Annotated in this window: 20 protein-coding genes and 4 tRNA genes; 15 read left to right on the forward strand and 9 right to left on the reverse strand. The window is 40.5% G+C overall.

What is annotated here, in order from left to right; genetic code table 11:
- The 4 genes from KTH84_RS18260 to KTH84_RS18275 all read left to right on the forward strand — a co-directional run bounded on the left by KTH84_RS18260 (position 1) and on the right by KTH84_RS18275 (position 399).
- Positions 1-77: transfer RNA gene (locus tag KTH84_RS18260), tRNA-Pro, on the forward strand.
- 56 nt (positions 78-133) lie between these two features.
- A tRNA-Arg gene (locus tag KTH84_RS18265) sits at positions 134-210 on the forward strand.
- Between the two features lie 32 nt (positions 211-242).
- A tRNA-His gene (locus KTH84_RS18270) sits at positions 243-318 on the forward strand.
- A 4-nt stretch (positions 319-322) separates the two neighbouring features.
- Positions 323-399: transfer RNA gene (locus KTH84_RS18275), tRNA-Pro, on the forward strand.
- A 229-nt stretch (positions 400-628) separates the two neighbouring features.
- Here KTH84_RS18275 and add read toward each other — a convergent pair.
- On the reverse strand, positions 629-1624 hold the full coding sequence (gene add / locus KTH84_RS18280; protein ID WP_262474628.1) for an adenosine deaminase: 996 nt from the start codon (positions 1622-1624) through the stop codon (positions 629-631).
- A 401-nt stretch (positions 1625-2025) separates the two neighbouring features.
- Here add and KTH84_RS18285 point away from each other — a divergent pair, with 401 nt between their 5' ends.
- Entirely contained in the window at positions 2026-3201 is a 1176-nt protein-coding gene (locus KTH84_RS18285) for a zinc-binding dehydrogenase (protein ID WP_262474629.1), read from the forward strand.
- Positions 3202-3300: 99 nt separating this feature from the next.
- Here the strand turns inward: KTH84_RS18285 and KTH84_RS18290 are convergent, their stop codons facing one another.
- The gene (locus KTH84_RS18290; protein WP_262474630.1) at positions 3301-4248 is read right to left on the reverse strand and encodes a LysR substrate-binding domain-containing protein; all 948 of its coding nucleotides are present in this window, start codon (positions 4246-4248) and stop codon (positions 3301-3303) included.
- Between the two features lie 246 nt (positions 4249-4494).
- Here KTH84_RS18290 and KTH84_RS18295 point away from each other — a divergent pair, with 246 nt between their 5' ends.
- The 3 genes from KTH84_RS18295 to KTH84_RS18305 all read left to right on the forward strand — a co-directional run bounded on the left by KTH84_RS18295 (position 4495) and on the right by KTH84_RS18305 (position 8550).
- Positions 4495-5715, forward strand: a complete 1221-nt coding sequence (locus KTH84_RS18295) for an acyl-CoA dehydrogenase (protein ID WP_262474632.1) — start codon at positions 4495-4497, stop codon at positions 5713-5715.
- Positions 5716-5943: 228 nt separating this feature from the next.
- Entirely contained in the window at positions 5944-7266 is a 1323-nt protein-coding gene (locus tag KTH84_RS18300; RefSeq protein WP_202743698.1) for an MFS transporter, read from the forward strand.
- 54 nt (positions 7267-7320) lie between these two features.
- On the forward strand, positions 7321-8550 hold the full coding sequence (locus tag KTH84_RS18305) for a CaiB/BaiF CoA transferase family protein (RefSeq protein WP_262474634.1): 1230 nt from the start codon (positions 7321-7323) through the stop codon (positions 8548-8550).
- A 43-nt stretch (positions 8551-8593) separates the two neighbouring features.
- On the opposite strand, the gene KTH84_RS18310 is transcribed toward KTH84_RS18305, so the two are convergent.
- Positions 8594-9142 carry a TetR/AcrR family transcriptional regulator gene (locus tag KTH84_RS18310; protein ID WP_262474636.1) on the reverse strand — a complete coding sequence of 183 codons (549 nt, stop codon included), beginning with the start codon at positions 9140-9142 and terminating at the stop codon, positions 8594-8596.
- Positions 9143-9240: 98 nt separating this feature from the next.
- Between KTH84_RS18310 and KTH84_RS18315 the strand changes: the two genes are divergently transcribed.
- Positions 9241-9774: an HPP family protein gene (locus KTH84_RS18315; RefSeq protein ID WP_133975240.1), complete on the forward strand. Its 534-nt coding sequence runs from the start codon at positions 9241-9243 to the stop codon at positions 9772-9774.
- Between the two features lie 76 nt (positions 9775-9850).
- Here KTH84_RS18315 and tcuB read toward each other — a convergent pair whose 3' ends face one another.
- From tcuB to KTH84_RS18345, 6 genes are all read right to left on the reverse strand, one after another.
- Complete coding sequence (gene tcuB, locus KTH84_RS18320; protein ID WP_262474638.1) at positions 9851-10984, reverse strand: tricarballylate utilization 4Fe-4S protein TcuB; 1134 nt, start codon at positions 10982-10984, stop codon at positions 9851-9853.
- Positions 10974-12380 carry an FAD-dependent tricarballylate dehydrogenase TcuA gene (tcuA, locus tag KTH84_RS18325; protein WP_133975236.1) on the reverse strand — a complete coding sequence of 469 codons (1407 nt, stop codon included), beginning with the start codon at positions 12378-12380 and terminating at the stop codon, positions 10974-10976. The genes tcuB and tcuA overlap by 11 nt, the downstream gene beginning before the upstream one ends.
- A 103-nt stretch (positions 12381-12483) precedes the next feature.
- On the reverse strand, positions 12484-13413 hold the full coding sequence (locus KTH84_RS18330; RefSeq protein ID WP_262474640.1) for a LysR family transcriptional regulator: 930 nt from the start codon (positions 13411-13413) through the stop codon (positions 12484-12486).
- A gap of 131 nt (positions 13414-13544) precedes the next feature.
- Entirely contained in the window at positions 13545-14339 is a 795-nt protein-coding gene (locus KTH84_RS18335) for a substrate-binding domain-containing protein (RefSeq protein ID WP_262474641.1), read from the reverse strand.
- Positions 14340-14427: 88 nt separating this feature from the next.
- Positions 14428-15738, reverse strand: a complete 1311-nt coding sequence (locus KTH84_RS18340; protein ID WP_133975230.1) for an MFS transporter — start codon at positions 15736-15738, stop codon at positions 14428-14430.
- 276 nt (positions 15739-16014) lie between these two features.
- Entirely contained in the window at positions 16015-16944 is a 930-nt protein-coding gene (locus KTH84_RS18345) for a LysR family transcriptional regulator (protein WP_133975226.1), read from the reverse strand.
- A 734-nt stretch (positions 16945-17678) separates the two neighbouring features.
- Here KTH84_RS18345 and KTH84_RS18350 point away from each other — a divergent pair.
- From KTH84_RS18350 to KTH84_RS18375, 6 genes are all read left to right on the forward strand, one after another.
- On the forward strand, positions 17679-18731 hold the full coding sequence (locus KTH84_RS18350) for a Bug family tripartite tricarboxylate transporter substrate binding protein (protein ID WP_262474644.1): 1053 nt from the start codon (positions 17679-17681) through the stop codon (positions 18729-18731).
- A gap of 58 nt (positions 18732-18789) precedes the next feature.
- Complete coding sequence (locus KTH84_RS18355; RefSeq protein WP_133975222.1) at positions 18790-19233, forward strand: tripartite tricarboxylate transporter TctB family protein; 444 nt, start codon at positions 18790-18792, stop codon at positions 19231-19233.
- Positions 19234-19245: 12 nt separating this feature from the next.
- Positions 19246-20745 (forward strand): tripartite tricarboxylate transporter permease, encoded by a 1500-nt coding sequence (locus KTH84_RS18360; RefSeq protein WP_133975221.1) that lies wholly within the window; start codon positions 19246-19248, stop codon positions 20743-20745.
- Between the two features lie 49 nt (positions 20746-20794).
- On the forward strand, positions 20795-21841 hold the full coding sequence (locus KTH84_RS18365) for an AbrB family transcriptional regulator (RefSeq protein ID WP_262474646.1): 1047 nt from the start codon (positions 20795-20797) through the stop codon (positions 21839-21841).
- Between the two features lie 110 nt (positions 21842-21951).
- On the forward strand, positions 21952-23214 hold the full coding sequence (locus tag KTH84_RS18370; protein WP_262474648.1) for a DcaP family trimeric outer membrane transporter: 1263 nt from the start codon (positions 21952-21954) through the stop codon (positions 23212-23214).
- Between the two features lie 396 nt (positions 23215-23610).
- On the forward strand, positions 23611-24996 hold the full coding sequence (locus KTH84_RS18375; RefSeq protein ID WP_262474649.1) for a long-chain fatty acid transporter: 1386 nt from the start codon (positions 23611-23613) through the stop codon (positions 24994-24996).
- Positions 24997-25020: the final 24 nt, after the last annotated feature.

The raw sequence follows: 25020 nt of genomic DNA on the forward strand, positions 1-25020 counted from the left end.
CGGAGCATAGCACAGCCTGGTAGTGCACCTGGTTTGGGACCAGGGGGTCGTAGGTTCGAATCCTACTGCTCCGACCACTTAAAATAATATTTTAAGATCGGCGAAGTATCGCATGATAAGCATCATCGGTTAAGCGCCTGTAGCTCAGTTGGATAGAGCATCCGCCTTCTAAGCGGATGGTCACAGGTTCGAATCCTGTCAGGCGCGCCACTCGGTAGCTTGGTACATAGAACTATTTGATGGTGGATGTAGCTCAGTTGGTAGAGCCCTGGATTGTGATTCCAGTTGTCGCGGGTTCGAATCCCGTCATTCACCCCAATTTCGGAGCATAGCACAGCCTGGTAGTGCACCTGGTTTGGGACCAGGGGGTCGTAGGTTCGAATCCTACTGCTCCGACCATATTTAGAAGCGTTCAAGCTTTATAAAATATCCCAAATATTAAAAAGAATTTCTTCTTATCTTATAGATAGAAGAAATTTTTTTGTTTTCTATTTAAAAAATCTAATTCAAACGCATTTCAATGCTTGAACTCGTTTCCTTATACACATATAAGCTCTGTTCTCTGTTCTCTGTTCTCTGTTCTCTGTTCTCTGTTCTCTGTTCTCTGTTCTCTGTTCTCTGTTCTCTGTTATTGATATTTCTGTCTTAACTCATCTTTTTCTTGTTCTGATAAAAATGCGATTTTAAGACCGTTTTCTTGAGCTGTATAAATTTGCTCAGGAGTTAATCCTGCCAATGGGGCAGCACTTAAATATTCATGTTGTATCTCAATACCTTCTACAGCAGGGTCATCCGTATTAATCGTTGCAAGCACACCATGTTCTAAAAAAGTTTTTAATGGATGTTGTGCTAGTGAGGGTACTGTGTTTGTTTGAATGTTTGAGGTGAGGCAAGATTCAATGCCAATTTTATGTTTAGCTAAATAATCTAACAGCTTCAAATCTTGAACTGCTTTAACACCATGTCCAATTCGTTCAGCACCTAATTCTTGAATGGCTTGCCAAATACTTTCTGGGCCGGCAGCCTCGCCTGCATGCACCGTAATGTGCCAACCTGCATCACGCGCTTTTTTAAAGTGATCAATAAATAAATTGCCCGGAAAGCCAAGCTCATCTCCAGCAAGATCTAAAGCTTTAATATCATTTTTATGGGCAAGTAGAGCATTTAATTCTTTTTCGCAGGCTTCTTGACCAAAAGTACGGCTCATAATCCCAATTAAATTCGCTTTTACCCCGTAAGTCTGACTGCCTTCTTTTACACCAGCTATAACCGCTTCAACAACGCCTTCAAGTGGTAGTTGATGGGTCATTCCCATATAACCCGGTGAAAAACGCAGCTCTACATAGTCTAGACCTTGCTGTGCTGCATCTTGCATATTTTCAAATGCAATGCGTTTACAGGCATCTAAACTTGCTAACACTTTTACACCCCAATCCAGCTTAGATAAAAAACTTAATAAATCTGGTTCATTATTAATCACTTGTACGTGTGGGCGTAAAGATTCAATGTCGTAGGCAGGCAAATCTAAATGGTATTGTTGCCCTAACTCTAAAATGGTTTGAATACGGATGTTGCCATCAAGATGGCGGTGTATATCTGTAAGTGGAAGCGTTTTAGTAATCATAAATTTCTTCTTATCTGTTCGTATCAATTCATCATGCCTGTTTGGCACAATTGATAGAAGTTTGGATTTGCTATGTTTTTGTGAAAAGGGTTTGGTTGAGTTTTTTGAACTTAAGATATTCGTTTAAGTTTTAATTTTGATGACATTGTTCTGGCCTAAGAAGATAACGCAGTCTGTGTAAGATACAAGTACCAAGATTTTTATTGTTTTTAATCTCGCTGAGCCTGCCTCTTGTTGACTATTTAAGAATAGATTGGCTAAAGAATGGTCATTGGTATTTTGCCTTTTAGTTGTAAAGATGAGCAAAGGCTTGCTAAAGACCAAACTGATAAGGCGATTAATTTATCTGTAGAAATCTATTTCTAGCAAGTAAATGAAAAGAAGAAATAGGAAGCGTTCAAATGAAGTCGGTACTTTGTCATCAAGCAAAATTAGAAGTGGTAGACCAGCCAAAATTAACGCCTGCAAAAGGGCAGGTGTTATTAGAAGTGGTTCGATGCGGGATTTGTGGCTCTGATTTGCATATGCAACATCACTGCGACCACATGCATGATTTAGCCGCACGTGTTGGGTTTAATGGTTTAGCAAAATCTACCGATCCATTCGTACTGGGACATGAGTTTTGTGGCAAAGTTTTGGATTATGGTCCAAAAACTCGTCATAAATTTAAAGCCGATACACTCGTTTGCGCAATGCCTCTTTTAAATGTAGATCAGCATGGTTATTTGTCTACAGGGCTTTCACCAAATGCTTCGGGTGGCTATGCCGAGCAAGTACTAGCTCAATCGAGTTTAATGTTTGAAGTGCCCAATGGTCTAGATGCAGATAGTGCTGCCATGACTGAACCTATGGCGGTTGCATTGCATGCCGTTCGCCGTAGCCGCGTGAAAACCAGTGAACCTGCTATTGTGATTGGCTGTGGTCCTGTTGGGCTAGGTGTTATTTTAATGCTTAAAGCCGCTGGGGTTAAAACCGTAGTTGCTAGTGATTTTTCATCAAACCGCCGTAAGCTTGCCGAGCAATGTGGTGCCGATATTGTGGTAGATCCTAAACAGACATCGCCATTTGCCAACTGGAAAGAGTTTGGTTTGCTGGGCAATGTTTCTGATGCAATTAATATGGGCATGGGGCTGTTTGATAAGTTACAAGCGACACGCTTACCATGGTGGCATGGATGGCGCATGATTGATAAATTGGGTGCTCTGCCAAAGCGTCCCGTTATTTTTGAGTGTGTTGGCGTACCGGGTGTTTTACAGCAAATTATTGAAGGTGCACCTTTGTTTTCCCGAATTGTCGGGGTGGGCGTGTGCATGCAAAGTGACAAAATAGAACCTGCACTTGCGATTAATAAAGAGTTAGAAATTCAGTTTGTGTTGGGCTATACACCGCTTGAGTTCCGAGATGCGCTACACATGATTGCAGAAGGTAAAGTGAACTGCTCACCACTGATTACCGGTGTTGTAGGTTTAGAGGGGGTTACGAGTGCATTTGAAGCGTTACGCGACCCTGAACAACATGCCAAAATCTTGATTGATCCGAAACGTAGTGGTTCAGGCATTCAATTGATGAGTCATTAATTCAAAGTCATTTATATTTAATTAAAAAGGTTGTGATCTCATCACTCACAATCTTTTTTTATGAGTATGGATGTCGATATTAGGTATAAAAATCTATTCCTAGTTTGTACTACTTTTTAGCTGCTCTAATTCGTGGTGAATCCAGTCAACAAATTTCTGAATGGTTGGGGTTATGTCTTGGCTTGAGTGAATGAGATAGTACTTTCGGCTGCCTTTTAATTTTTTATTGGAAACAATCACAAGTTCTTTTTTTTGTAGTTCAGATTCAATCAACATTTGCGGGATTAAGGCCATTCCCATGTCATGACTGGCAGCAACTGCAAGCATCGAAAATAACTCATGGCGTTGTCCATCAAAAGGTTTAGGATGCTGCATCTGATGGGTGAGAAACCATTCTTGCCAAATGCTAGGCCGAGTCGTTTGTTGAAGTAAGGGAATTTTTAGTAAATCCTCGCAGCTTAAGTCATAGGTATTTTCATTGATCATCATGGCATCTGGAAAATACTTTTCGATCAGCCTTGGTGAGCAAACAGGTACAATTTCTTCATCCATTAAATAATGGGCTTGTATGCCGGGCCAGTGGTCAATCTGCTGCTGTGTACCTGCAAAAATAGCGGCGTCAAAAATATTGTCGTTAAATAAAAAAGGTTTGGTACTGGTTTCTAAATGAACCGTAATTTCAGGGTATCTTTGATTTAAAAGATGAAGCTTGGGTAACAGCCAGCGCGTTGCAAAGGTAGGCACCACGCCTAGCTTTAATGTTCCGCCTAAACCCTTATGAGAAATCACATCTGCCGTACATTTTTCTAGCCCTAGTAAGTAGGGTTTAATGCTTTTAAAATATTGTTGGCCCGCAATAGTTAGCTCGACGCCGTGCCGAGTGCGTATGAATAATTCAACACCTAAGAAATCTTCTAGCTGCTGAATTTGGCGAGAGACTGCGCTTTGCGTAATACATAACTCTTGGGCAGCATAGGTATAACTTAGATGTTTTGCTGCACTTTCAAAGCAAATCAGGCCCTGAATTGACGGGATACTTCTTCGCATAAATAAAATCCTTTTATTTGTCGTCATATTTCAAAAAAGCATATGACCTAAATACAGATAGCAGAGTTTAGTCTAAAAATAAGCCATTTTTAATGAAATACAACCAATTAATTATCTAAATTTAATGTGACTTATTTTAAATATGCGTAAGTCGCATATCTGCATGAAGATTTATCGTTTGATTACTGCATTTTTCACGCATAACATCGAGTTAAATAAAGAAGATCAAATCAAGCAGAGGATGCGATGAATCACATGGTGACAACTAAAAAAGCAAAAGTTCAATTTAATTGGCAAGACCCATTTTTAATTGAGCAACAGCTTACCGAAGATGAACGCATGATTCGTGATGCGGCTCATGCCTATTGCCAAGAACGCCTGCAACCACGTGTACTTGAACAGTTCCGTCATGAAAAAACAGATCCATCTATTTTTCGTGAAATGGGAGAGCTTGGCTTATTGGGGCCAACTATTCCTGAGCAATATGGCGGCGCGGGTTTGAACTATGTGAGTTATGGTTTGGTTGCGCGTGAAATTGAATATGTCGATTCGGGCTACCGCTCTATGGCGAGTGTGCAAAGCTCATTGGTGATGGTTCCAATTCATGAATTTGGTACCGAAGAGCAAAAGCAGAAGTACTTACCTAAATTGGCAACGGGTGAATACATTGGCTGTTTTGGTTTAACAGAACCTGACCATGGCTCAGACCCAGGCAGTATGATTACCCGTGCTAAAAAAGTTGACGGCGGTTACCGTTTAACTGGCGCAAAAATGTGGATTACCAATAGCCCAATTGCTGATGTGTTTGTAGTGTGGGCAAAAGAAGTTTCTGCGGAAGGTAATGTGGGTGATATTCGAGGCTTCATTTTAGAAAAGGGTTGGGAAGGGCTATCTGCGCCTGCCATTCATGGCAAGGTCGGTTTACGTGCATCGATTACGGGTGAAATTGTGATGGATAACGTTTTTGTACCCGAAGAAAATGCATTCCCTGAAGTTCGAGGATTACGTGGTCCGTTCACTTGCCTAAATAGTGCCCGCTATGGCATTGCATGGGGTGCAATGGGTGCTGCCGAGTTCTGTTGGCATACCGCACATCAATACACCATGGACCGTAAACAATTTGGTCGTCCGTTGGCTGCAAATCAATTGATTCAAAAGAAACTTGCAGATATGCAAACTGAAATTGCATTAGGCTTGCAAGTAGCTTTACGTTTTGGTCGTATGAAAGATGAAGGCATTGCGTCAGTTGAAGGCACATCTTTAATTAAGCGTAACAACTGTGGAAAGGCGCTTGATATTGCTCGCATGGCACGCGACATGATGGGTGGAAACGGTATTAGTGATGAATTTGGTGTGGCACGTCATTTAGTTAATCTTGAAGTCGTAAATACCTATGAAGGTACACATGACGTTCATGCCTTGATTTTAGGTCGTGCACAAACAGGCATCGCGGCATTTAGTAACTAACTCATTCATTTTTAAAAGATGGAGGTGTTCTTTCAAGAGCACCTTTAGGGATTTTTACGCAAAAAATTTATGGATAATGACAAGATTCATCGTAAGGATACTCATGTGAAGATGCGCCTCTGTGTACTTAAATTTGAATGTAAGATAATGAAAAGTATAGAAGATTAAGTCATACAGAAAACATAAGTAAGCTATCGATGACTCATTTGGGAAAATGAGGAACTAAAGATGAACAATGACGTTCAGGCAATATCGAAAGAGTTAAGAACTACATTTCCAAGCAATCTTGGAACATATGAAAAGATCGGACCTCATACATGGAAATGGGCGTTGCTATTTGCCTATTTTGCGATGGTGGTCGATGGCGTTGATATTATGCTGCTGTCTTATAGTTTGACCAGTTTAAAGGCAGAGTTTGGTTTAAGTACCTTTCAAGCGGGTGCATTGGGGAGTGCTTCTTTGGCAGGAATGGGCGTTGGCGGTATTTTGGGTGGTTGGGCATGTGATAAGTTTGGTCGCGTGCGAACGATTGCCAACTCGGTAACCTTCTTTTCGGTAGCGACTTGTTTATTAGGTTTTACGCAAAGCTTCGAGCAATTTATGGCTTTACGCTTTATTGGTGCTTTAGGAATCGGAGCACTCTATATGGCTTGTAATACCTTAATGGCTGAATATGTGCCAACCACTTACCGTACAACCGTACTGGGCACGTTACAGACTGGTCAAACAGTGGGTTATATTGCTGCGACGCTATTAGCTGGTGCGATTATTCCAGATCATGGCTGGCGTGTTTTGTTCTTTCTGACCGTAGTTCCTGCTTTCGTTAATATTTTTCTACAACGATTTGTGCCAGAGCCAAAATCTTGGCAGTTAACCAAAATTGAAAGTTTACAAGACAACAGACAGCCTAAAGAAATTGTAGCGACTGAGAAACCAAAAAGTAGCAGTATCTATAAGCAAATTTTTAATAACTTTAAGCACCGTAAAATGTTTTTGTTGTGGATGACTACAGCATTCTTCTTACAATTTGGTTATTACGGTATTAACAACTGGATGCCAAGTTATTTAGAAACAGAAGTGCATATGAACTTTAAAAACTTAACCAGTTATATGGTGGGTTCATATACAGCAATGATTTTAGGCAAAATTTTAGCAGGTTATCTTGCTGACAAATTTAACCGCCGTGCTGTTTTCGTGTTTGGAACAATTGCCAGCGCCGTGTTCTTGCCAATCATTATTTTCTTTAATACGCCTGACAATATTTTGTATTTATTGATCACTTTTGGCTTCTTATATGGCATTCCATACGGTGTAAACGCGACGTATATGGCTGAAAGTTTTTCAACTGATGTACGCGGAACAGCCATTGGCGGTGCCTATAACATTGGTCGTGTTGGGGCAGCTATTGCACCTGCAACCATTGGTTTCTTGGCATCGGGTGGTACGTTTACTATGGCATTTATTGTGATGGGCGCTGCATATTTTGTTGCGGGTGTATTGCCAGGCTTATTTATTAAAGATCGTCAGTACGATCCGCAAAAACAATCATAAACAATGAAGAAGGTGCGTTGAGTACCTTCTAAAAAGATAAGGAAGGGTATCGTTATGGGTGCATTACAAGGAATTCGGGTTTTAGATTTAAGTCGTGTGCTTGCGGGACCGTGGTGTGGACAAATCTTGGCAGACCTTGGCGCAGAAGTCATTAAAATTGAACGTCCTCGAGTTGGTGATGACACCCGTATGTGGGGACCACCATGGATGCCCAATCAAGACGGAAACATGACCCGTGAATCTGGCTATTTTCAGTGTACCAACCGTAATAAATATTCTGTTGCTGTGGATATTACAACTCCAGAAGGTCAGGCCTTAATTTATGAAATTGCCAAGACTGCCGATGTTGTAATTGAAAATTATAAGACAGGATCTTTGACTAAATATGGTTTGGATTACGCATCATTAAGTGAGTTAAACCCAAATCTTGTTTATTGCTCGATTACTGGTTTTGGGCAAGATGGTCCACGTGCAGAAGAACCCGGTTATGATTTTATTATTCAAGGCATGTCTGGCTTAATGAGCATTACTGGTGAACCTTATGATGTCACAGGCGGTGGTGCGCAAAAGGTTGGTGTGGCTGTGGTAGACATTCAAACTGGATTGTATTCAACCATTGCCATTCAAGCGGCCTTGATTGCACGTTCGCACACAGGGCGTGGTCAATATATTGATATGTCACTCCTTGATGTGCAGGTTGCGGCACTGGCAAATCAGGGAATGAACTATTTAGCCTCAGGTAAAGCACCACAGCGCATGGGTAATCAGCACCCAAGTATTGTGCCGTATCAAACCTTTAAGGCTAAAGATAAAGAATTTATTATTGCGTGTGGTAACGACAAACAGTTTAAAGATTTGTGCATTGCGATTGGTTATCCAGAGCTGCTCGAAAATGAAAAATTTGTGCGTAATCAAGACCGAGTAAAGTATCGAGATGAACTAATTCCTTTATTGTCGGAGCACTTTTTGCAGAAAACCGCTAAAGAATGGGTCGAGATGATTCATGCGCTTAAAGTACCTGTAGGTGTTATCAACTCTATTGAAGATGCCTTGGCTGAACCACAAATTGTACATCGCAATTTGGTGGTGAATATTCCTCATCGTTTAAATGAAAACTTTCAAACGATTGGCTCACCGATCAAGTTGTCTGATACTCCAGTTGAATATCATCACGCACCGCCAGAGCTCGGTGAACATACCGCTCAAATTTTATCGAGATTTAAAACAACTGATGAATTAGCAGCGTTAAAAGAGAAAGGCATTATTGATGGGGAAGTTTCGTAGCTAAAATTCCATTTATTCAATTGCAGCTATCGGGCTGCAATTATTAATTTTGATTGATATTAAATAATTGATTAATAGAATTTTTCATATTTATCGCAAGTGCCTCATCGAAGCCATCGACTAAAAAACGACTAATTAGCCCTTCAATCACCGTATAGATTAGTTCAGATAAAGTTTCACCATTTTGCATATTGCAGTTTGACGCAATCAGTACTTTAATCCATTGCTTATGGGCTTTAGAAATAGAAATAATGTCTTGATCATCTTGGTTAGATTCAGCGACCGCTCTTACAAATAAACAGCCCTTAAAAAAATCTTGTCTAAACCAATTGGTGTGCCAATCAAGAATTTTATTAATAGCCTCTAACCCCGTTGCATCTCCCACATAACCTAAAAGGCTTTGCTTAAAGCGTTCATCACGAGCAATCAGTACAGACTGAACCAATTGATTTTTATTTTTATAGTAAGTGTACATGGTGGTTTTGGAACAGCCAGACTCATCGCGAATCAGGTCAACGCCAACGCCAACAAAACTATTTTCATTAAATAACTTCTCGGCTGTATCTAATATTTTTAAGGCAGATTTTGACATAAAAATTTTCCAAAAAATAAAATAGTACAGATCTGTACTATTTTGAATTTTATCTATATGCTTTTTAAAAAGCAACTTTTTGTTAGAGGAATAAAACAATGTTCTCGATCTTTCATGGCAAAGAAAAACTGGCTCCATCGCCCACTAAAGTTGATATTTTAAGAAGTCTTATTGGGGGTACAGTCAGTATTTTTATACTTCTGTGGTTGAGTAAACTTACACATAATATCTTTATTATGGCGCCGTTTGGTGCGACCTGTGTATTGCTCTATACGGTGTCACAGTCTCCTTTGGCACAGCCGAGAAATATTATATTTGGGCATCTTATTTCGGCTTTTGTGGGATTGTTTTTTCTAAAATTTGCGGGTGTTTCTATTTTTACAATTGCTTTTTCAGTGGGTTGTGCCATTGCACTCATGCAAGTTTTTAAATGTGTTCATCCACCTGCGGGTGCCAATCCTTTGGTTATTTTGCTTACCGCGAGCAGCATACATTATGAGTGGAGTTTTTTGATTTTCCCTGTTTTGGTCGGCGCAGTGTCTTTAGTCTTGGTGGCGATGCTGATTAATAATATTAAAGCGAGCACGAAGTGGCCGATGTATGGCTTAGGAATTTTCAATAGTAAAAAGTAGGGAAGGCATGAAGTGTTCTAAGCCGAAAAACAATAAAAGCATTCACTACGCCAAGATAGTGAATGCTTTTGTGAAATTATGATTTCTTGGAAATACGTTCTTCGATGGCAAATTTGAGTAAAGAAGCACTGCGGTAAAAACCATGTGCGAACTTTCCAAATGGCATGGTAATAAAGAATGTCATGACCGTGGCTAAATGGAAAATCAGTAAAAGTGCCATGTAAGGGGTATTGCGAAATGCCATGAGTGCTAGCCCTGAAGCGCTAACGATAAGTAGAAGGAAGATAAAGCCTCGATCTATAGGTTTTTGCTCGCCGTCACCATGTAACGGATGGCGTTTAAGATTTAAATAGAGTAAGCCAGATGGCCCGACAACTAAGCCAATTCCACCTAAAGTTCCTAAAATCACAGGCAAGCTTAGGTAAGGATAAGGTGCATGTAGGTCAAGAAAGTAGTGATATAAAGTCGCTACGCTTGTAGCTGCAAAGCAGAGCATAAAGCCATAAAACGTCAGGTGATGGAACACACGGCGGATTTGTGTGTAGCGGTCATCTTGCTCATTACAGCCTTTGCCATGTCCACCATCTAAATATTTAAGCGTTAATACATTTTGGGTGGCTTGGAGCAGGTCGGGTTTCTCAACTTTGCCATGGATGACTTTAGAGGTTTGTCGCCAAAATTTACTAATTCCAATGCCGAGCAGAACAATCGCAATGGTAAAGGTTGCTCCAAACAATAGAGCTAAAAAGTTATGCGGGAAAATCGCATAGAAATTACCTTGGTAGCCTGCAAATAGGTCGGTGCCTTTGTACCACACCACACCTAACATGCAAAAAAAGAAAATAAGTGTTAACGCCGAGACAAACGGAATACCCACAGACTTATAAAGTCTACCTAGCGGTTGAGGCGTAGCAAACTCTTGGTAAGTTTCCAAACGTACTTGCGCCATTGCTTTTGGAATGTTTACACCAAACTCATGTGGTGGAGCATATTGGCAAGCGTGTAGGCAAGCACCACAGTTATGGCACAGGTTTGCGAGGTAATGAATATCGGCTTGATTAAACTCAAGGCGTTTGGTCATGGCCGCAAATACAGCACAAAATGACTCACAGTAACGACAAGCATTACAAATCTGTAGGGCTCTTTGAACTTCTTGCTCATGGTCAGAGAGCTGAACAACTGGAATTAGGGCTTTGCTATTAGCATTCATGTTCAACTCCTTGTGAAAGTGCATAGTGGGCTGCATTTTTTCCGGCAATTCGCCCAAACGTCGTCCCGATCGACATGCCAACGCCTGCGGTATAACCCTGACCGAGTACGTTACCTGCCATCATTTCACCTGCGACAAACAGGTTGCGGCTAGCTTTATTGTTAAAACGCACAGCAGCATCGTCTTCGACTTTTAAACCTAAATAGGTAAAGGTAATGCCGGGTTTGAGGGCATAGGCATAGAAAGGTGGGCGATCAAGTGGAACGGCCCAGTGGGTTTTGTTGGGCACAATATTTTCGGTAGTGCAGTCATCTAAAACGGTATGGTTAAAGGTGCCTTGCACGCAAGATTGGTTAAACTCTTCTACGGTGTGGCATAAGGTTTTTGCATCTAGCCCGATTTTTTCGGCTAACTCTTGAATGCTGTGAGCTTTTACACCCGCAAACACAGGTGGCATAAAACGACCAATCGCTTTTGAGTCAATAATTGAATAGGCAATTTGCTGAGGCTGTTTGGCAACAAGGCGGCCCCAAATCGCATAACGTTTTGGCCAGAAGTCTTCGCCTTCATCGTAAAAACGTTCGGCTTTGTTATTGACCACAATACCCAATGAAACGCAGTCAATTCGGGTACAAATGCCGCCGTCATATAAGGGTGCTCGTGCATCTACGGCTACGCAGTGTGATTGCGATGGATCACCAATAATATCGGCGCCTTGATCCATCATAAATTTGAGTAAGTTGCCTTGATTAAAGCGAGTACCACGAATAATGAAATTATCGGCAGGCCATTCGCCATTTTCATTTTGTCCCCATGCTTCTCTTAACCATTCTAGATTTGACTCAAAACCACCTGCGGTCAATACACAGCTTTTTGCTTTAAACACACGACCATCTTCAGCAATCGCTGCTTCAAACTGTCCTTGGTTTAACTTTAGATCTTTAATTTTTGTGTTGTATAAAATTTCGATGCCAAGCGCTTGGGCACTACGGTAATACGCATTAATGAGGGCTTTACCGCCACCCATAAAAAATGCATTGGTACGTGCAACATGTAAAGCACCCGATAGCGGCGGCTGAAAATTCACGCCATGTTTACGCATCCAGTCGCGGCAGGTTGCTGTGCTACGAATTACAAGTCGTGCTAAGTGTTCATTGGTTTTTCCAGCAGTTACTTTAAGCAGATCTTGCCAATATTCTTCTTCTGAGTAGACATCAACCAATACATCCTGGGGAGCGTCATGCATGCAGCGAAGGTTACGGGTGTGTTGTGAATTACCACCACGCCATTCTTTAGGCGCTGCTTCTAGCACCAGCACAGAAGCGCCATTTTCCTTTGCAGTGAGCGCGGCACACAGTGCGGCATTCCCACCACCAATTACAATCACATCATGCATGGATTTCTCCCTTTCTCAGCTAGGGCTAATGTAGCTTTAAAAGGGAGGGTGAAGTGAGAGGCTAAGCTTGAATGGGTGTTTATTAAAAATAAACACTAATGGCTTAAGTGTTTATGAGTTCCGCACCGGGCCAGCATTTTTCATTAACTAAGTTGGTGACACAGGCTCGAATCACCACTTTAGTGGCTAAAGTGGCAGGCGAAATTTCTTCTTCAGAGAGACTAATTAAATAGTTAATACGTTCAATGGCAGGTTCTACAATGCGTAGCAAACATAAGTCTTGCCGAGAGTTTAATGCTGCACCCGCAGGTTGGATGGTTGCCATTTCTAGATGGCTAATACTTTCCATTAGCAAATGTAGCCCATCAATTTCATAGGTGACTTTAAGTTGATGAATTTTCTGTTCGAGCAACAAGCGCAGTCCATGTCGTTGGCTTGGTAAAATAAGCGGAAGTTCTTTCAGTTGTGGATGGGTAATGGTTTGAGTGTCGATACAGCTTTCAAGATAGTACTGGCTCAGCACTTCTTTAGGCGAGATTAAAAACATTTGCTCTTTGACTAGAGGCTGTATGGCCCACTGCGGGTCGACATCGTCGCTAAAGATAATTGCAACATCGAGTTGTCTTGCATTGACCAATGTTTTGAGATCGCCCGATAAGCCTTCAATTAAACGGACTTTAATGTCGGGGTAACGATTTCTCATGAGCTTTAAAAAATGTGTGCCTATAACAGCCGCGACACTCGGCGAAAACCCCACGGTGACGTGGCCACTTAAGCGTGAAGAATGTGCAGAATCTACGGCATGGTCTAGGTGTCTAAGCGCAAGTTGAACCTGTTGAAAAAAAGCCAAACCCGCAGGGGTGGGAACTGTACCCAGCGCGGTACGTTGTAAAAGGCGAATGGAAAGCTCGCTTTCTAATTTTGAGATTTGCTGACTTAATGCAGAAGTTCCAATATCGAGATTTTTTGCAGCTTTACCCAAGCTTCCTGACTCGATCACTGCAATAAAATACTTTAACTGTTTGAGTTCCACGGTAAATACTACATTAACCTTTATTGATGATTCTACACTGGTTTATTACTATATATTTTGTTCTATTGCTTTGAGTAAACCGGCAATAGAGTAGAGGCAACATCACCTCAAGACGTTGCCTTTTATAGCTTTTATTGTTTGACCTGCTCAAGACCTTGTTCTTCAATAATTTGTGTTGCTTGTGGTGATTTCACAAACTGGATTAATTCTTTTGCCACTTTTTTATGTTCAGAATTTTTACCAATACCAGCCGCAAAAATGGTGACTTTTTGATAAGGTGCAGGAATTGGCCCCACTAACTCAACTTGTCCATATTTGCCAGTAAAAGGTTTGATTTCACTAATTTGTTGGAAACCAATATCAAACTGGCCTTCGGCGATACGCTTTGCAACGCGGTCACCTACCACTTTTTCCGCTTTACCAGAAATTACTTTGTATTCCACAGACGGGAAGCTTGGGAAAACATTCTTTTCAAGATGCGTGCCGCTTGCACTTGCTGAATAGCCTATGTGCTTTGCATTTAATAAAATCTTTTCGAATTTTGCAGCAGAACTAATGTCTGGTTTTGGGGTACCTTTAGGAATAGCCATGCCAATGCTTGAATTAACCAAAGCACTTTGTGAATTTGGGTCTACATAACCCTTTTCTGCAAGCTTGTTTAGTTCAGGAGCAGCTAACACCACCACATCAAAATGTTCACCACGATCGAGTCGATTTGGGATTGCCGTTGGTGATGCACCCATGGATGAACCAGACGAGAGGTGAACCGTGTGACCAGTTTGCTTTTCAAATATTGGAATGAGTTTTTCCATAGATGAGTAAAAACCACCTGAGCTAATCACTTCGAGTGTATCTGCATTAACAAAAGTAGATACTAAGCCCGCACCAGCTAAGCAAATAGTTTTGAAGATAGGGGACTTTTTCATAGTGCCTCACTTTAATTGTAAAAGAGCACAGTACGGTGACTTAGGGTCTGCCGTACTGTTCAGTAAAATTTCAGGTTAAGTAGTTGTTTTAAGCGCTAACCTTCACAGGTTCAGCAATTGCTTCAGAATTTTTCTGTTGAGAACCGCGGCATAGATATAAGCTTGAGATGAGGCTACATACCGCAGCTAACATCAGCCAGAATGCTGGTGCACTTGCATTACCCGTGTTTTCAACAAGATATGTACAGGCAATGGGGGTCATGCCACCAAAAATAGCGGCTGCAAGACTAAACGCTAAAGAGAAGCCGACTGTACGTACACGTTTTGGCATCACTTCGGCTAGTGTTGCCACCATAGTTCCGTTGTACATACCAAAGAAAAATGAGAAGTACGCAAGCGTAATGAGGAGGTTAGAAAAACTAATATCACTTACTAACCAGCTTAAAACTGGATAAGTTGTAAATATGGCAAGGGTAGTAATACCGACTAAAATAGGACGACGGCCAATTTTGTCTGAAAGTAAACCACCAATTGGCAACCAGAAGAAATTCGACAAACCAACAAATACAGTCGCTAAAAGGCTATCGGTTACCGACATTTCTAAAGTACGTTTTGCATATACTGTTGTGTAAACCGTAATAAAGTAGAACGTTGTTGTGGTCATGGCACTCATCATCATACCGGCAAGCACAATACGCCAGTTGCTCACCAGTGTGCTGAAAATCTCTTTAGAAGTTGGATGAGTTTTTTGAGCTTTAAAGTCTTCGGTTTCTTCTAAAGTACGGCGGAATAAAAAGATTAAAGGAATAATCAAACAGCCAATTAAGAACGGAATACGCCAGCCCCATTCACCCACTTGAGCAGTCGTTAAAATGGTGTTAAGCCAATAGCCAAGTAATGCAGCAAACACAACCGCAATTTGTTGGCTGCCAGACTGCCAGCTTGTGATAAATCCACGGTTTTTATCTGTTGCAATTTCAGCTAAATAAATAGAAACACCGCCAGATTCAACGCCTGCCGAGAAGCCTTGCAATAGGCGTCCAATCACCACCAAAATTGGCGCAATAATACCAATGGTTTCATAACCTGGCACAAAGGTAATTAAGATGGTTCCGATTGCCATAAGGCTTAAGGTCACAATAAGACCTTTACGTCGTCCAACTCTGTCGACATAAGCACCCAAGAAAATAGCGCCAAGAGGGCGCATAAGAAAGCCCGCAGCAAATACGGTAAATGTCATCATTAAAGAGACATATTCATTTTCAGAGTGGAAAAATTTTGCTGCGATATAAGTGGCATAGAAACCAAAAAGAAAAAAATCGTACTGTTCTAAAAAGTTGCCACTCGTTACATTTAATATTTTTTTTAAAGTAGCCCTAGGGTTATTCACGACATCCATTGAAGACCTCCTTGGCCTGACAGAATGGAAACATTCACGATTTTCGAGGTCGGACCTAAATCGGTTCAATCAATAAACCTAAATAAAAATGGGTTTGAGATGAGATTTAGAGAGACCCTTCGTAGAAAATGTGATGTCTTGTTTCCAGTTCAAACTACACATCTATATTTCGATAAACAGAAAACCACTTATCATTCGGACGAAAATGTAATCTCAAAAAGCAGGAGGGAGTGAGAGGGCAAAATTAATTGGGTGTTTAATATAATTAATGACCTTTTATAAAATAATTTCAGAACAAGGCCAGATTTGATTTTGAATAAGCTCTTTCACACACGCTTTAATTGCTGACTTAGCAGCGAGTGCCGCAGGGGATAATTCTTCTTCGGCAAGGCTAACCAAGTAATTGATTCGTTCAACTTCTGGATCAACCAATTTGAGCAATTGAAGCTTATGTTTGTATTCTTGCAGACAAGCACTTCCGGGGCGGACGCTGGCAAGTTCAAGATGAATCAGGCTATCCATGAGTAAGTGTAGACCATCAATTTCATAGACGACATTAAGCTGTCCAATCTTGTGTTCAAGTAATTTTCTTAAACTGTGACGCTGGCGTGGCAGCACTAAAGGAATGTCACCAATTTGTTGAGACTGAATAATTCCACTTTTGATGCATTCGGCAAGACCGTATTTTTCTAGTACTTCTTTTCGCGCCATTAAATACATTTGCTCGCGTACCAATGGTTGTATTGACCATTGCTTATCAATTTCATTGGTAAAAATAATGGCAATATCAAGCTGACGCGAATTAATGGATTGAATCAGGTTACCCGACAGTGTTTCGACAATCTCTAGACGAATATCTGGATAACGTTCAGACATTAATTTCATTAAAGGGATGCCAATTAAGGCGGTAATGGTGGGTGGAAAACCTAAGCTGACATGGCCTGAAAGCCTTGCAGAGTGAGCAGCATCAACAGCAAAGTTAATCTGTCGTAAAATGAGTTGAGAATGTTTTAAAAAGGCGAGACCAGCAGGAGTTGGTGTGACGCCAAAGGCATTACGCTGCAGCAAACGAATGCTTAACTCTTGTTCTAGTTTACTAATTTGTTGACTAATTGCTGAAGCACCAACATCAAGTTTTTGGGCTGCCTTACCAATACTGCCTGCTTCAACGACCGTCAAAAAATACTTTATTTGCTTGATTTCCATATATAAATGTCCGTATTAATTTTAGTAAGTGCCAAATTTTCATAGATTTTTTGTATATTAACAGCTGTATATTCTCTTATAAATAATTATCCATTCTCATAAAAGTGATCTTTAACTTTATATTCTAGGAATAATAAAACGATCCTTTTCAGTTTCTCTCACTCCCTTTGCTTGGATTTTTAAGCCTATTTAATTTTACTAATGCCCCCTTTAAATTGTTGGTATCACGATGATTTCTTATTCTGTGCTTTAATCTCCTCAAATTAGAAAGGGAGAGCATTAAATGCATGATGCATTAAAAAATATGATGGGTTTGCAAATTATGAAGAAGCGTACCTGATTAAATAACTATTGGAAAAACGTATGAGTATTTTGCTCACTTGGTCAGAAGGAAAGATTGGGTAAATAGGTTTATTTATTTGAATATTAAACGTTACCCATAGCATGGATATGTAAAAGACAACTCAATAGATTACTTTTTTATTATCTTATTGTTATTCATCAGTATTAATTAAAACCAGTATTTTTGGATATTTTTGCAAAGGTTTTAATTACTCATTATAGATCTGGTGATTGTCATAACTTTCCCTCCACTTAGCTATTTCTTTTAGTCGGTTGATTCGTAATTTTTATAGTAACGCAGCATTGCTGAAGTTCGCTGTGAAAGAGCGCATTTCAAAACACAAGATTAAAACTAAAAACCGGTAAACATGATCGTGCCAAGGAGGTCGATTATGGCGATTGGTAAAAATCAAAATATGAATAGAGCAAAACGTTATAAGGATGTATGTAACATGAAAAATTTAACTTTACTCGCATTAACATGCGTCAGTGTGACAATGGCTGGGTGTGGTTCAGGAAATGCTTCTAAAGAGGCTGGTCAGCCAAAACGTCCGGAATGTATAGCCCCAGCAAAGCCGGGTGGTGGGTTTGATATGACTTGTAAATTAATCCAATCTGGCTTTAAACAAACAGACCAGCTCAAAGACCCAATACGCGTAACCTATATGCCAGGCGGGGTAGGTGCCGTAGCCTATAATAAGATCGTAAACAGTGATCCTGCTAACAATGATGCGGTGGTTGCATTTTCGACTGGTTCACTCTTGAACTTGGCACAAGGAAAATTCGGAAACTTCACTGAAAAAGATGTGAAATGGTTGTCTGGGGTCGCCGTCGATTATGGTTTGGTTTCGGTACATAAAGACTCACCGCTGAAAAACCTTGATGACTTGATGAAAGTACTACGAGAAAACCCAAAAGCACTTAGCTTTGGTGGTGCTGGAAGTGTGGGTGGTCAAGACTGGATGCAAACAGCCATGTTGGCAAAAAAAGCAGGTATTAGTCCGGCCAATTTAAGATTTGTTGCACTTGAAGGTGGTGGGGAAGTGCTGACTTCATTACTGGGACAACATATTCAAGTTGGGGTAGGGAATATCAGTGAAGTAAGTTCATACCTAGAGTCTGGCGATATTCGGGTTTTGGCAGTTTTTGCACACAAGCGTTTAGACGGGAAGTTCTCAAAATTACCTACCGCAAAAGAGCAAGGCTATGACATAGAGTGGCCGGTAATTCGTGGTTTCTATATGGGACCACAGGTCAGTGATGAAGCCTATGGCTGGTGGAAAAATGCCTTTGATAAAATGATGGCAAACCAGAAATTTGAGGCAGTACGTAACAATCAAGATTTACTCCCATTTCAGCTGACGGGTGAAGAACTCACTGCCTATGTATATAAGCAGACTGAAGAAATGCGTCAGTTGTCGCAAGAATATAAATTATCAAAATAGCAAACAGGCTGAGCAGGGAAGCTATTTTTCAGCTCAGCTTTTTTTTTGAGGATAGAGGATGAAATCTGAACGGATTCTTACGGCTATTATTACGGTTTGCGGATTATTTTTGTTGATTCATGCAAGCAATTTTGAAGCCCCAATCTCCTACGATCCAGTAGGCCCTAAAGCTTTTCCTATTTTATTAATGGGGTTAATTACAGCGAGTGCAGCGTATCTAACTATTCGACCAGCCATTATGTTTGAACCCGTTGAGTTGGGGTGGACAAAACATTTAGTCGTTAAGTTAGCGTTGTGTGCGGTGGCTTTAACGTTATATGCATTAGTTTTTGAATGGCTAGGCTTTATTGTTGCAACTCTATTAATGACCATTGCACTGGGCAAACTTTTCCATGGCAAAACCATACCGGTTTTGGTGACAGGTTTGGTACTTAGCATGAGTACCTACTATATGTTTGACCGTTTCTTGGATGTGCCATTACCACTTGGATTTTTTGGTTAAGGATGACCCGATATGGATGTATTAAATTTTTTAATGATGGGGTTTGAGGTTGCCTTGCAACCGCAGAATCTTCTAATTGCCTTTATTGGCGCATTTATTGGAACAATTGTAGGGTTATTGCCAGGTTTAGGTCCAATTAATGGTGTGGCAATTTTATTGCCGTTTGCTTACGCCTTGGGTTTACCCGTAGATAGTGCCTTGATTTTATTGGCAGCAGTTTATTTGGGCTGTGAATATGGCGGACGTATTTCAGCAATTTTATTAAATGTACCCGGAGATGCTGGGGCAATTATGACCACGCTAGATGGATATCCATTGGCACAGCAAGGAAAAGCAGGGATCGCACTGTCTTTGTCATCGGTCAGTTCCTTTGTTGGGAGTACTGTTGCCTTTATCGGGATTGTATTGTTCGCTCCTATATTGGCGAAATGGGCAATTGCCTTTGGTCCAGCTGAATATTTCGCCCTGATGGTCTTTGCAATTGTCTGTTTAACAGGTTTAGTCAGTACACAACCATTTAAAACCTTAATTATGGCACTCATGGGCTTAGCGCTTTCAACTGTGGGAATGGATGCAATTACAGGTGTGTATCGCTTTACCTTTAATAGCGTGGGTTTAAGTGACGGAATTGCTTTTACTACTTTGGTTATTGGCTTATTTAGTGTAAGTGAAATTTTATTATTGCTTGAACGTACCACGATTGGTAACGTTGCATTAAAGCAAGGGAAACGTTCACTTTTCAATCTCAAAGAGTTCTTTTTCTCTTTATTTACTATTATTCGCAGTTCAGTGATTGGCTTCTTCTTGGGCATTCTTCCTGGAGCAGGTGCAACAGTTGCAAGTGCAATGGCCTATACCACTGAACGAAAAATGGCAAAGGATAGTAGCAAATTTGGTAAAGGTGACTTACGTGGGCTTGCTGCACCCGAAAGTGCTAATAACGCAGCAGCTTGTGGTTCATTTGTACCAATGTTGACACTAGGTGTGCCAGGCTCGGGGACGACTGCGGTGATGATGGGCGCGTTGCTTATGTACAACATAACACCAGGTCCACAGTTATTTGTTCAGCAACCTGTACTGGTGTGGTCACTGATTGCATCTTTAATGGTGGGTAATATCATTCTGTTGGTATTGAACTTGCCACTGGTGGGTTTCTTTGCCCGCATGTTAAGTATTCCTAATTATATTCTGATCCCGATCATTGCAAGTGTCAGCTTTGTTGGGGTGTATGCTATTCATAGCAATATCTTTGACTTGTTGTTATGTATGGGCTTGGGTGTATTTGGATATATTTTACGAAAATTTGATTTCCCATTAGCACCGCTGATTCTTGGTTTCGTACTTGGAGAGTTGATGGAATCAAATTTACGCCGTGCCTTGTCGATTTCTCAAGGGGAACTTGGCATCTTGTGGAGCAGTAACATCAGTATGGGGCTTTGGATCATGTCAGGATTGTTAGTAATCTTGCCAATCGTTCGTAAGTACTTGTTTATCAAAAAACAACAAGCTTAATAGGACAGCAATAATAGTCAGCATTCGTTGACTATTATTGCTCAGAATTATGGAAAAAATAAGCTCAAATCTCAAAGGATTAGCAATTGCTCTACTCGGAGCTTTAATTGCCAAATATTTACATATTCCCCTGCCTTGGTTGCTTGGGCCTTTATTGACAGCCTTATTGTTCGGTAGCGTTGGCCATCCACTTGCCTGTGTTCCCCATTGGCGACGCATAGGGCAGGTCATTATTGGTATGGCCTTAGGCCTATACTTTACACCAGCCTTAGTACAAGCAGTGGCAGCATATTGGGGTTTTATTCTAATTGGGTTGGCATGGTCACTTGCGTTGGGTACGTTACTGGCTGGTTTGCAATATCGAGTGAATGCCTTGGATTGGGCAACTGCATGGTTTTCTTCTGCCATTGGTAGCGCCAGTGAAATGGTGAATATTGCAGAACGGCATCAAGCTCAAGTTGAGAAAGTCGTTGCTGCCCATAGTTTGAGAATTGTGATTTTGGTTGTGCTGGTTCCAATTTTTATGGAGCTTTATTTTCATGTCGAATGGACTGGTTTAAATATACCAGTGTCGGATCAATTTAGCTTTTTTCAGGTCGTATTGCTGTTTTGTCTGGCCCTATTTGTTGGTAAGATTTTTCAATTTTTTAATCTTTTGAATGCTTGGATTTTGGGGCCACTCGCCATTATCGGGTTATTGTCATTTTGTGGAATACTGCAGATGAAATTGCCTGAATGGTTTACTGCCTTTGGTCAAGTCTGTATTGGTTGGTCATTAGGCAGCAAATTTCCATTTAGGTTTTTAAGAAAAAATAAAAAATTCATTGGGATAACATTGATATTCAATCTGCTGGCTTTGGTGTTATCGATCAGCTTTGCGTTATTACTGGTCAACTTAAGCCATACGGAAAAACAAATCTTGATTTTAGGCCTTTCCCCTGGAGGCATCGCAGAAATGTCACTGATGGCTAAAGCTTTAGGACTCACGGTGCCTATTGTAGTTGCCTTTCAACTCTCAAGATTAATTTTTGTAATTCTCACTACACATTTCTTTTATCAACGCAGTCTTCAACTGTTTTTTAAATCTAAAAAGTAAGTAAGACATTTCAAACAGCTGAAAAGGCTATTTAAGGGGAGAGTATATCTACAATTTTTGTAAATGGATGAACACCACGCTTTATTGAAATAAAACAAATGGAATTTAAAATGAAATTGAAGTCACCTAAGACTCGACTAACGGTATTTATAGCTAGCTTGACGACTATTACTACATTTACTCATGCCAACCAGAATAGTGAAATTGAACAATTGCGTACTGAAGTGAGTGAACTTCGACAAATGCTTCAGGCTCAACAAGCAACACCTGTGACTAGCGTACAGGTTCCATACGTACCTACAGCAAGTGTTGGCGCGCCGGCAGAAAAAAATAATCAAGCTATATTCAAATGGCAAACAAAATCCGGTGCTGATGTGAATTTGTACGGATTTGTTCGTGCTGATACTGCCTATCAGTTTGAAGGTGCGAAAGGTATGTTTAACCGCATTAATAGTGTGTTACTAGAAGGAGATCCTGATAAGCAATCTACTGAAGATCGCTTGGATTCGACCGTAAATGCCTCTCGTATTGGTTTAGATTTTAGCACTCCTGTAGGAGAACAAACGTTAAAAGGAAAACTTGAAATAGATTTCCGTGGTGGACCGAATAAAGATAATGCCCGTCTGCGACATGTCTATTTAAATTATGATCGTTGGTTGATCGGTCAAACGACGTCTACTTTTCTTTCCACTGAAACCGCGCCAGAAATGCTAGATTCAAATACCGCTTTAGGTGGGGGTACCAATCGTAATCCAATGTTGCGTTATTCAGGGCCAATCAATACATCCACCTCTTATTTCTTAAGTTTAGAAAAAGGCAATGATGAGAACCGTCTGCCTTTACTGGCAAGTAAATTGAAATATGAATTTGCCACTGATAAAGGTGTAATGACTGCACGGGGTCTGATTCAAGAAGTACGTCTACGTAATGAAAATGATGAAACTAAAATGGGATGGGGGGCTGCACTAGGTCTTCGTTATAAAATCACGCCATCCTTATTATTTAATAGCAACTATTCGCATGTTTCTGGAGACAATAAATTATTACTGGCTACTTCTGATAATGTCCGTCATATTCAAAACGGAGATGATGTCGAATTAATTGATTTTGATGCATTTCAAATGGGCCTTACTTATCAATTTAATAAAAAACTAAGAGGCACAATAGGACATGGTGCACTGATCTATGAAGATAAAGACGTAATAACAAAAGATGCAAATAAGAAATTACAACAGAGCTGGGCTAATCTGATGTTTAAACCCAATAAACCCCTAACTTTGGGGGTTGAATATATTTATGGCGAGCGCAACACGGTAAGCCAGCAAGTAGGGAAAGATAAGCGCATAGAAATGATGGCGAAATATGAATTTTAGATGAGAGCTTACATTGCTGATGTATGTACTATTTTAACCAGTGACTATATATCCGATAACTTTATAAGCTAAAGCGAAGGTATATAAATATCATCACTTTAGCATTTCTAGTTTGGTGTGCCGTGATTTATAGAGATATGAAGGATTGGGAAATTTATCATGCGCTTTAATATCAACAGCAATAAATACAAAAGTTTCTTAAAAAATTATCCGAAAGTTTTAAATCTTTGTCGTCTTTAATCTTGAGTTCAAAGCGAATTATCTCATTTCAGAGAGGCTATCTTATAATTTTTAAATATGGCATCCACAGTCAACGAATTGGCGTTTGGGGCTAAGCGCATCACTCAAAATCTAAATAAAGTGAACAATCAAAATAAAAAAATCCAGGATGGATCCATGATTTTTGTAGTAAGAAATAGAACATTAGTATTGGGAATCGCTTCAATTTGTACAAGTGCATTACATGCTGCGGCATTTGATAAAACAGGCCAATCCGTCTCAGCATTTTTACAACCGGGAAATTACTTTGAAGCAAGTTTAGGTGTGACAGATACTGATTTAAAAGGAGTGGAATCTGGTACGAACCCTTCACATCAGTCAATTTCCGATATTGCCAATACAGATTATCGGCCGACTGCGGCTTTAAAATTTCAGCTTGCACCGCAGTATTCATTTGGGTTGCTTTACGATCAGCCTTTTGGGGCTGACACCGAATATTCTGGAGTAAATGGCTTTGTCGCAACCCCGAAAGACACAGTCATGCTTCCCGGTATTACGACTACAAGCCTTGCAAATGCTACTTCTGGTCAAGTTCCCACAGGAAATGCAAAATCAGAATTTGATATTCAAAGTTTTAGCTTCATTGGGGGATATCAGCCTACTAAAAACTGGAATATTTTTGCAGGGCCGGTTTATCAAACCTTCAAAAGTCAGGTCAATTTAAGAGGCAATGTATTTAGTCTTTATAATGGCTATGACTTTCAAACTAAAACTGTGGGCGATTGGGGGTGGTTGGCTGGACTGGCTTATCAAATTCCTGAAAAGGCCGTTAAAGTTTCGCTTACCTATCGCTCTGCCATTACCCACAAAGTAAACGCAACTGAAAATGCACCGTTAATTGATATGTTAACGACTCAGCAAGGACGCGATTTAGTTAGCCAACATCTCGACTATATGATTTCTATCGGGCAGATGACTGAGCAAAAGAAAAACTATTTAAATCACATTATTTCAGCGTTACCTAATGGCGAAGGCTCTGGTACAACCAAATTTAAATCTCCAAACTCAGTGAATTTAGAGTTTCAAACGGGTTTACGTCAGGGAACTTTACTGTTCGGTAGCTTGCGTTGGGTAAATTGGAGTGATTTGGCACTACAACCTTATCGGTTTGGTGAAATTTCAAAAGTTGTCGGGGGCTTATCGACGCCAAGCCGTCCAGAAGGGTTTAATTTGGTTCGTTATGATGATGACCAATGGACTTTAAATTTGGGAGTAGGGCAACGTTTTTCACCTAAATGGTTAGGCTCTGTGTCAGTGGGGTGGGACTCTGGCGCGGGTGATAAAGTTTCAACGGGTGGCCCAACCAAGGGATATTACAACTTAGGAGTGGGAGCCCAATACAGTCCAACCTCGCAATACTTTATTTCTGGTGGTGTGAAATATTACTGGTTAGGCGATGCAAAAGGTCAGCTTGGCGCGCAGGCCGGTAGTGATTATTATGTAGGGGAGTTTAAGGATAATCACTCTTTAAGCTATGGATTAAAAATAGGATATAAATTCTAAATAATACAAAAAATTAAAAGAGGA

Source organism: Acinetobacter sp. WU_MDCI_Abxb74 (assembly GCF_025513915.1).
Taxonomy (GTDB): domain Bacteria; phylum Pseudomonadota; class Gammaproteobacteria; order Pseudomonadales; family Moraxellaceae; genus Acinetobacter; species Acinetobacter calcoaceticus_C.

Excerpts from the sequence above, each read along its gene's own strand:
- add (WP_262474628.1), bottom strand. The coding sequence starts at position 1,624 with ATGATTACTAAAACGCTTCCACTTACAGATATACACCGCCATCTTGAT.
- KTH84_RS18285 (WP_262474629.1), top strand. The coding sequence starts at position 2,026 with ATGAAGTCGGTACTTTGTCATCAAGCAAAATTAGAAGTGGTAGACCAG.
- KTH84_RS18290 (WP_262474630.1), bottom strand. The coding sequence starts at position 4,248 with ATGCGAAGAAGTATCCCGTCAATTCAGGGCCTGATTTGCTTTGAAAGT.
- KTH84_RS18295 (WP_262474632.1), top strand. The coding sequence starts at position 4,495 with ATGAATCACATGGTGACAACTAAAAAAGCAAAAGTTCAATTTAATTGG.
- KTH84_RS18300 (WP_202743698.1), top strand. The coding sequence starts at position 5,944 with ATGAACAATGACGTTCAGGCAATATCGAAAGAGTTAAGAACTACATTT.
- KTH84_RS18305 (WP_262474634.1), top strand. The coding sequence starts at position 7,321 with ATGGGTGCATTACAAGGAATTCGGGTTTTAGATTTAAGTCGTGTGCTT.
- KTH84_RS18310 (WP_262474636.1), bottom strand. The coding sequence starts at position 9,142 with ATGTCAAAATCTGCCTTAAAAATATTAGATACAGCCGAGAAGTTATTT.
- KTH84_RS18315 (WP_133975240.1), top strand. The coding sequence starts at position 9,241 with ATGTTCTCGATCTTTCATGGCAAAGAAAAACTGGCTCCATCGCCCACT.
- tcuB (WP_262474638.1), bottom strand. The coding sequence starts at position 10,984 with ATGAATGCTAATAGCAAAGCCCTAATTCCAGTTGTTCAGCTCTCTGAC.
- tcuA (WP_133975236.1), bottom strand. The coding sequence starts at position 12,380 with ATGCATGATGTGATTGTAATTGGTGGTGGGAATGCCGCACTGTGTGCC.
- KTH84_RS18335 (WP_262474641.1), bottom strand. The coding sequence starts at position 14,339 with ATGAAAAAGTCCCCTATCTTCAAAACTATTTGCTTAGCTGGTGCGGGC.
- KTH84_RS18340 (WP_133975230.1), bottom strand. The coding sequence starts at position 15,738 with ATGGATGTCGTGAATAACCCTAGGGCTACTTTAAAAAAAATATTAAAT.
- KTH84_RS18345 (WP_133975226.1), bottom strand. The coding sequence starts at position 16,944 with ATGGAAATCAAGCAAATAAAGTATTTTTTGACGGTCGTTGAAGCAGGC.
- KTH84_RS18350 (WP_262474644.1), top strand. The coding sequence starts at position 17,679 with ATGGCGATTGGTAAAAATCAAAATATGAATAGAGCAAAACGTTATAAG.
- KTH84_RS18355 (WP_133975222.1), top strand. The coding sequence starts at position 18,790 with ATGAAATCTGAACGGATTCTTACGGCTATTATTACGGTTTGCGGATTA.
- KTH84_RS18360 (WP_133975221.1), top strand. The coding sequence starts at position 19,246 with ATGGATGTATTAAATTTTTTAATGATGGGGTTTGAGGTTGCCTTGCAA.
- KTH84_RS18365 (WP_262474646.1), top strand. The coding sequence starts at position 20,795 with ATGGAAAAAATAAGCTCAAATCTCAAAGGATTAGCAATTGCTCTACTC.
- KTH84_RS18370 (WP_262474648.1), top strand. The coding sequence starts at position 21,952 with ATGAAATTGAAGTCACCTAAGACTCGACTAACGGTATTTATAGCTAGC.
- KTH84_RS18375 (WP_262474649.1), top strand. The coding sequence starts at position 23,611 with ATGATTTTTGTAGTAAGAAATAGAACATTAGTATTGGGAATCGCTTCA.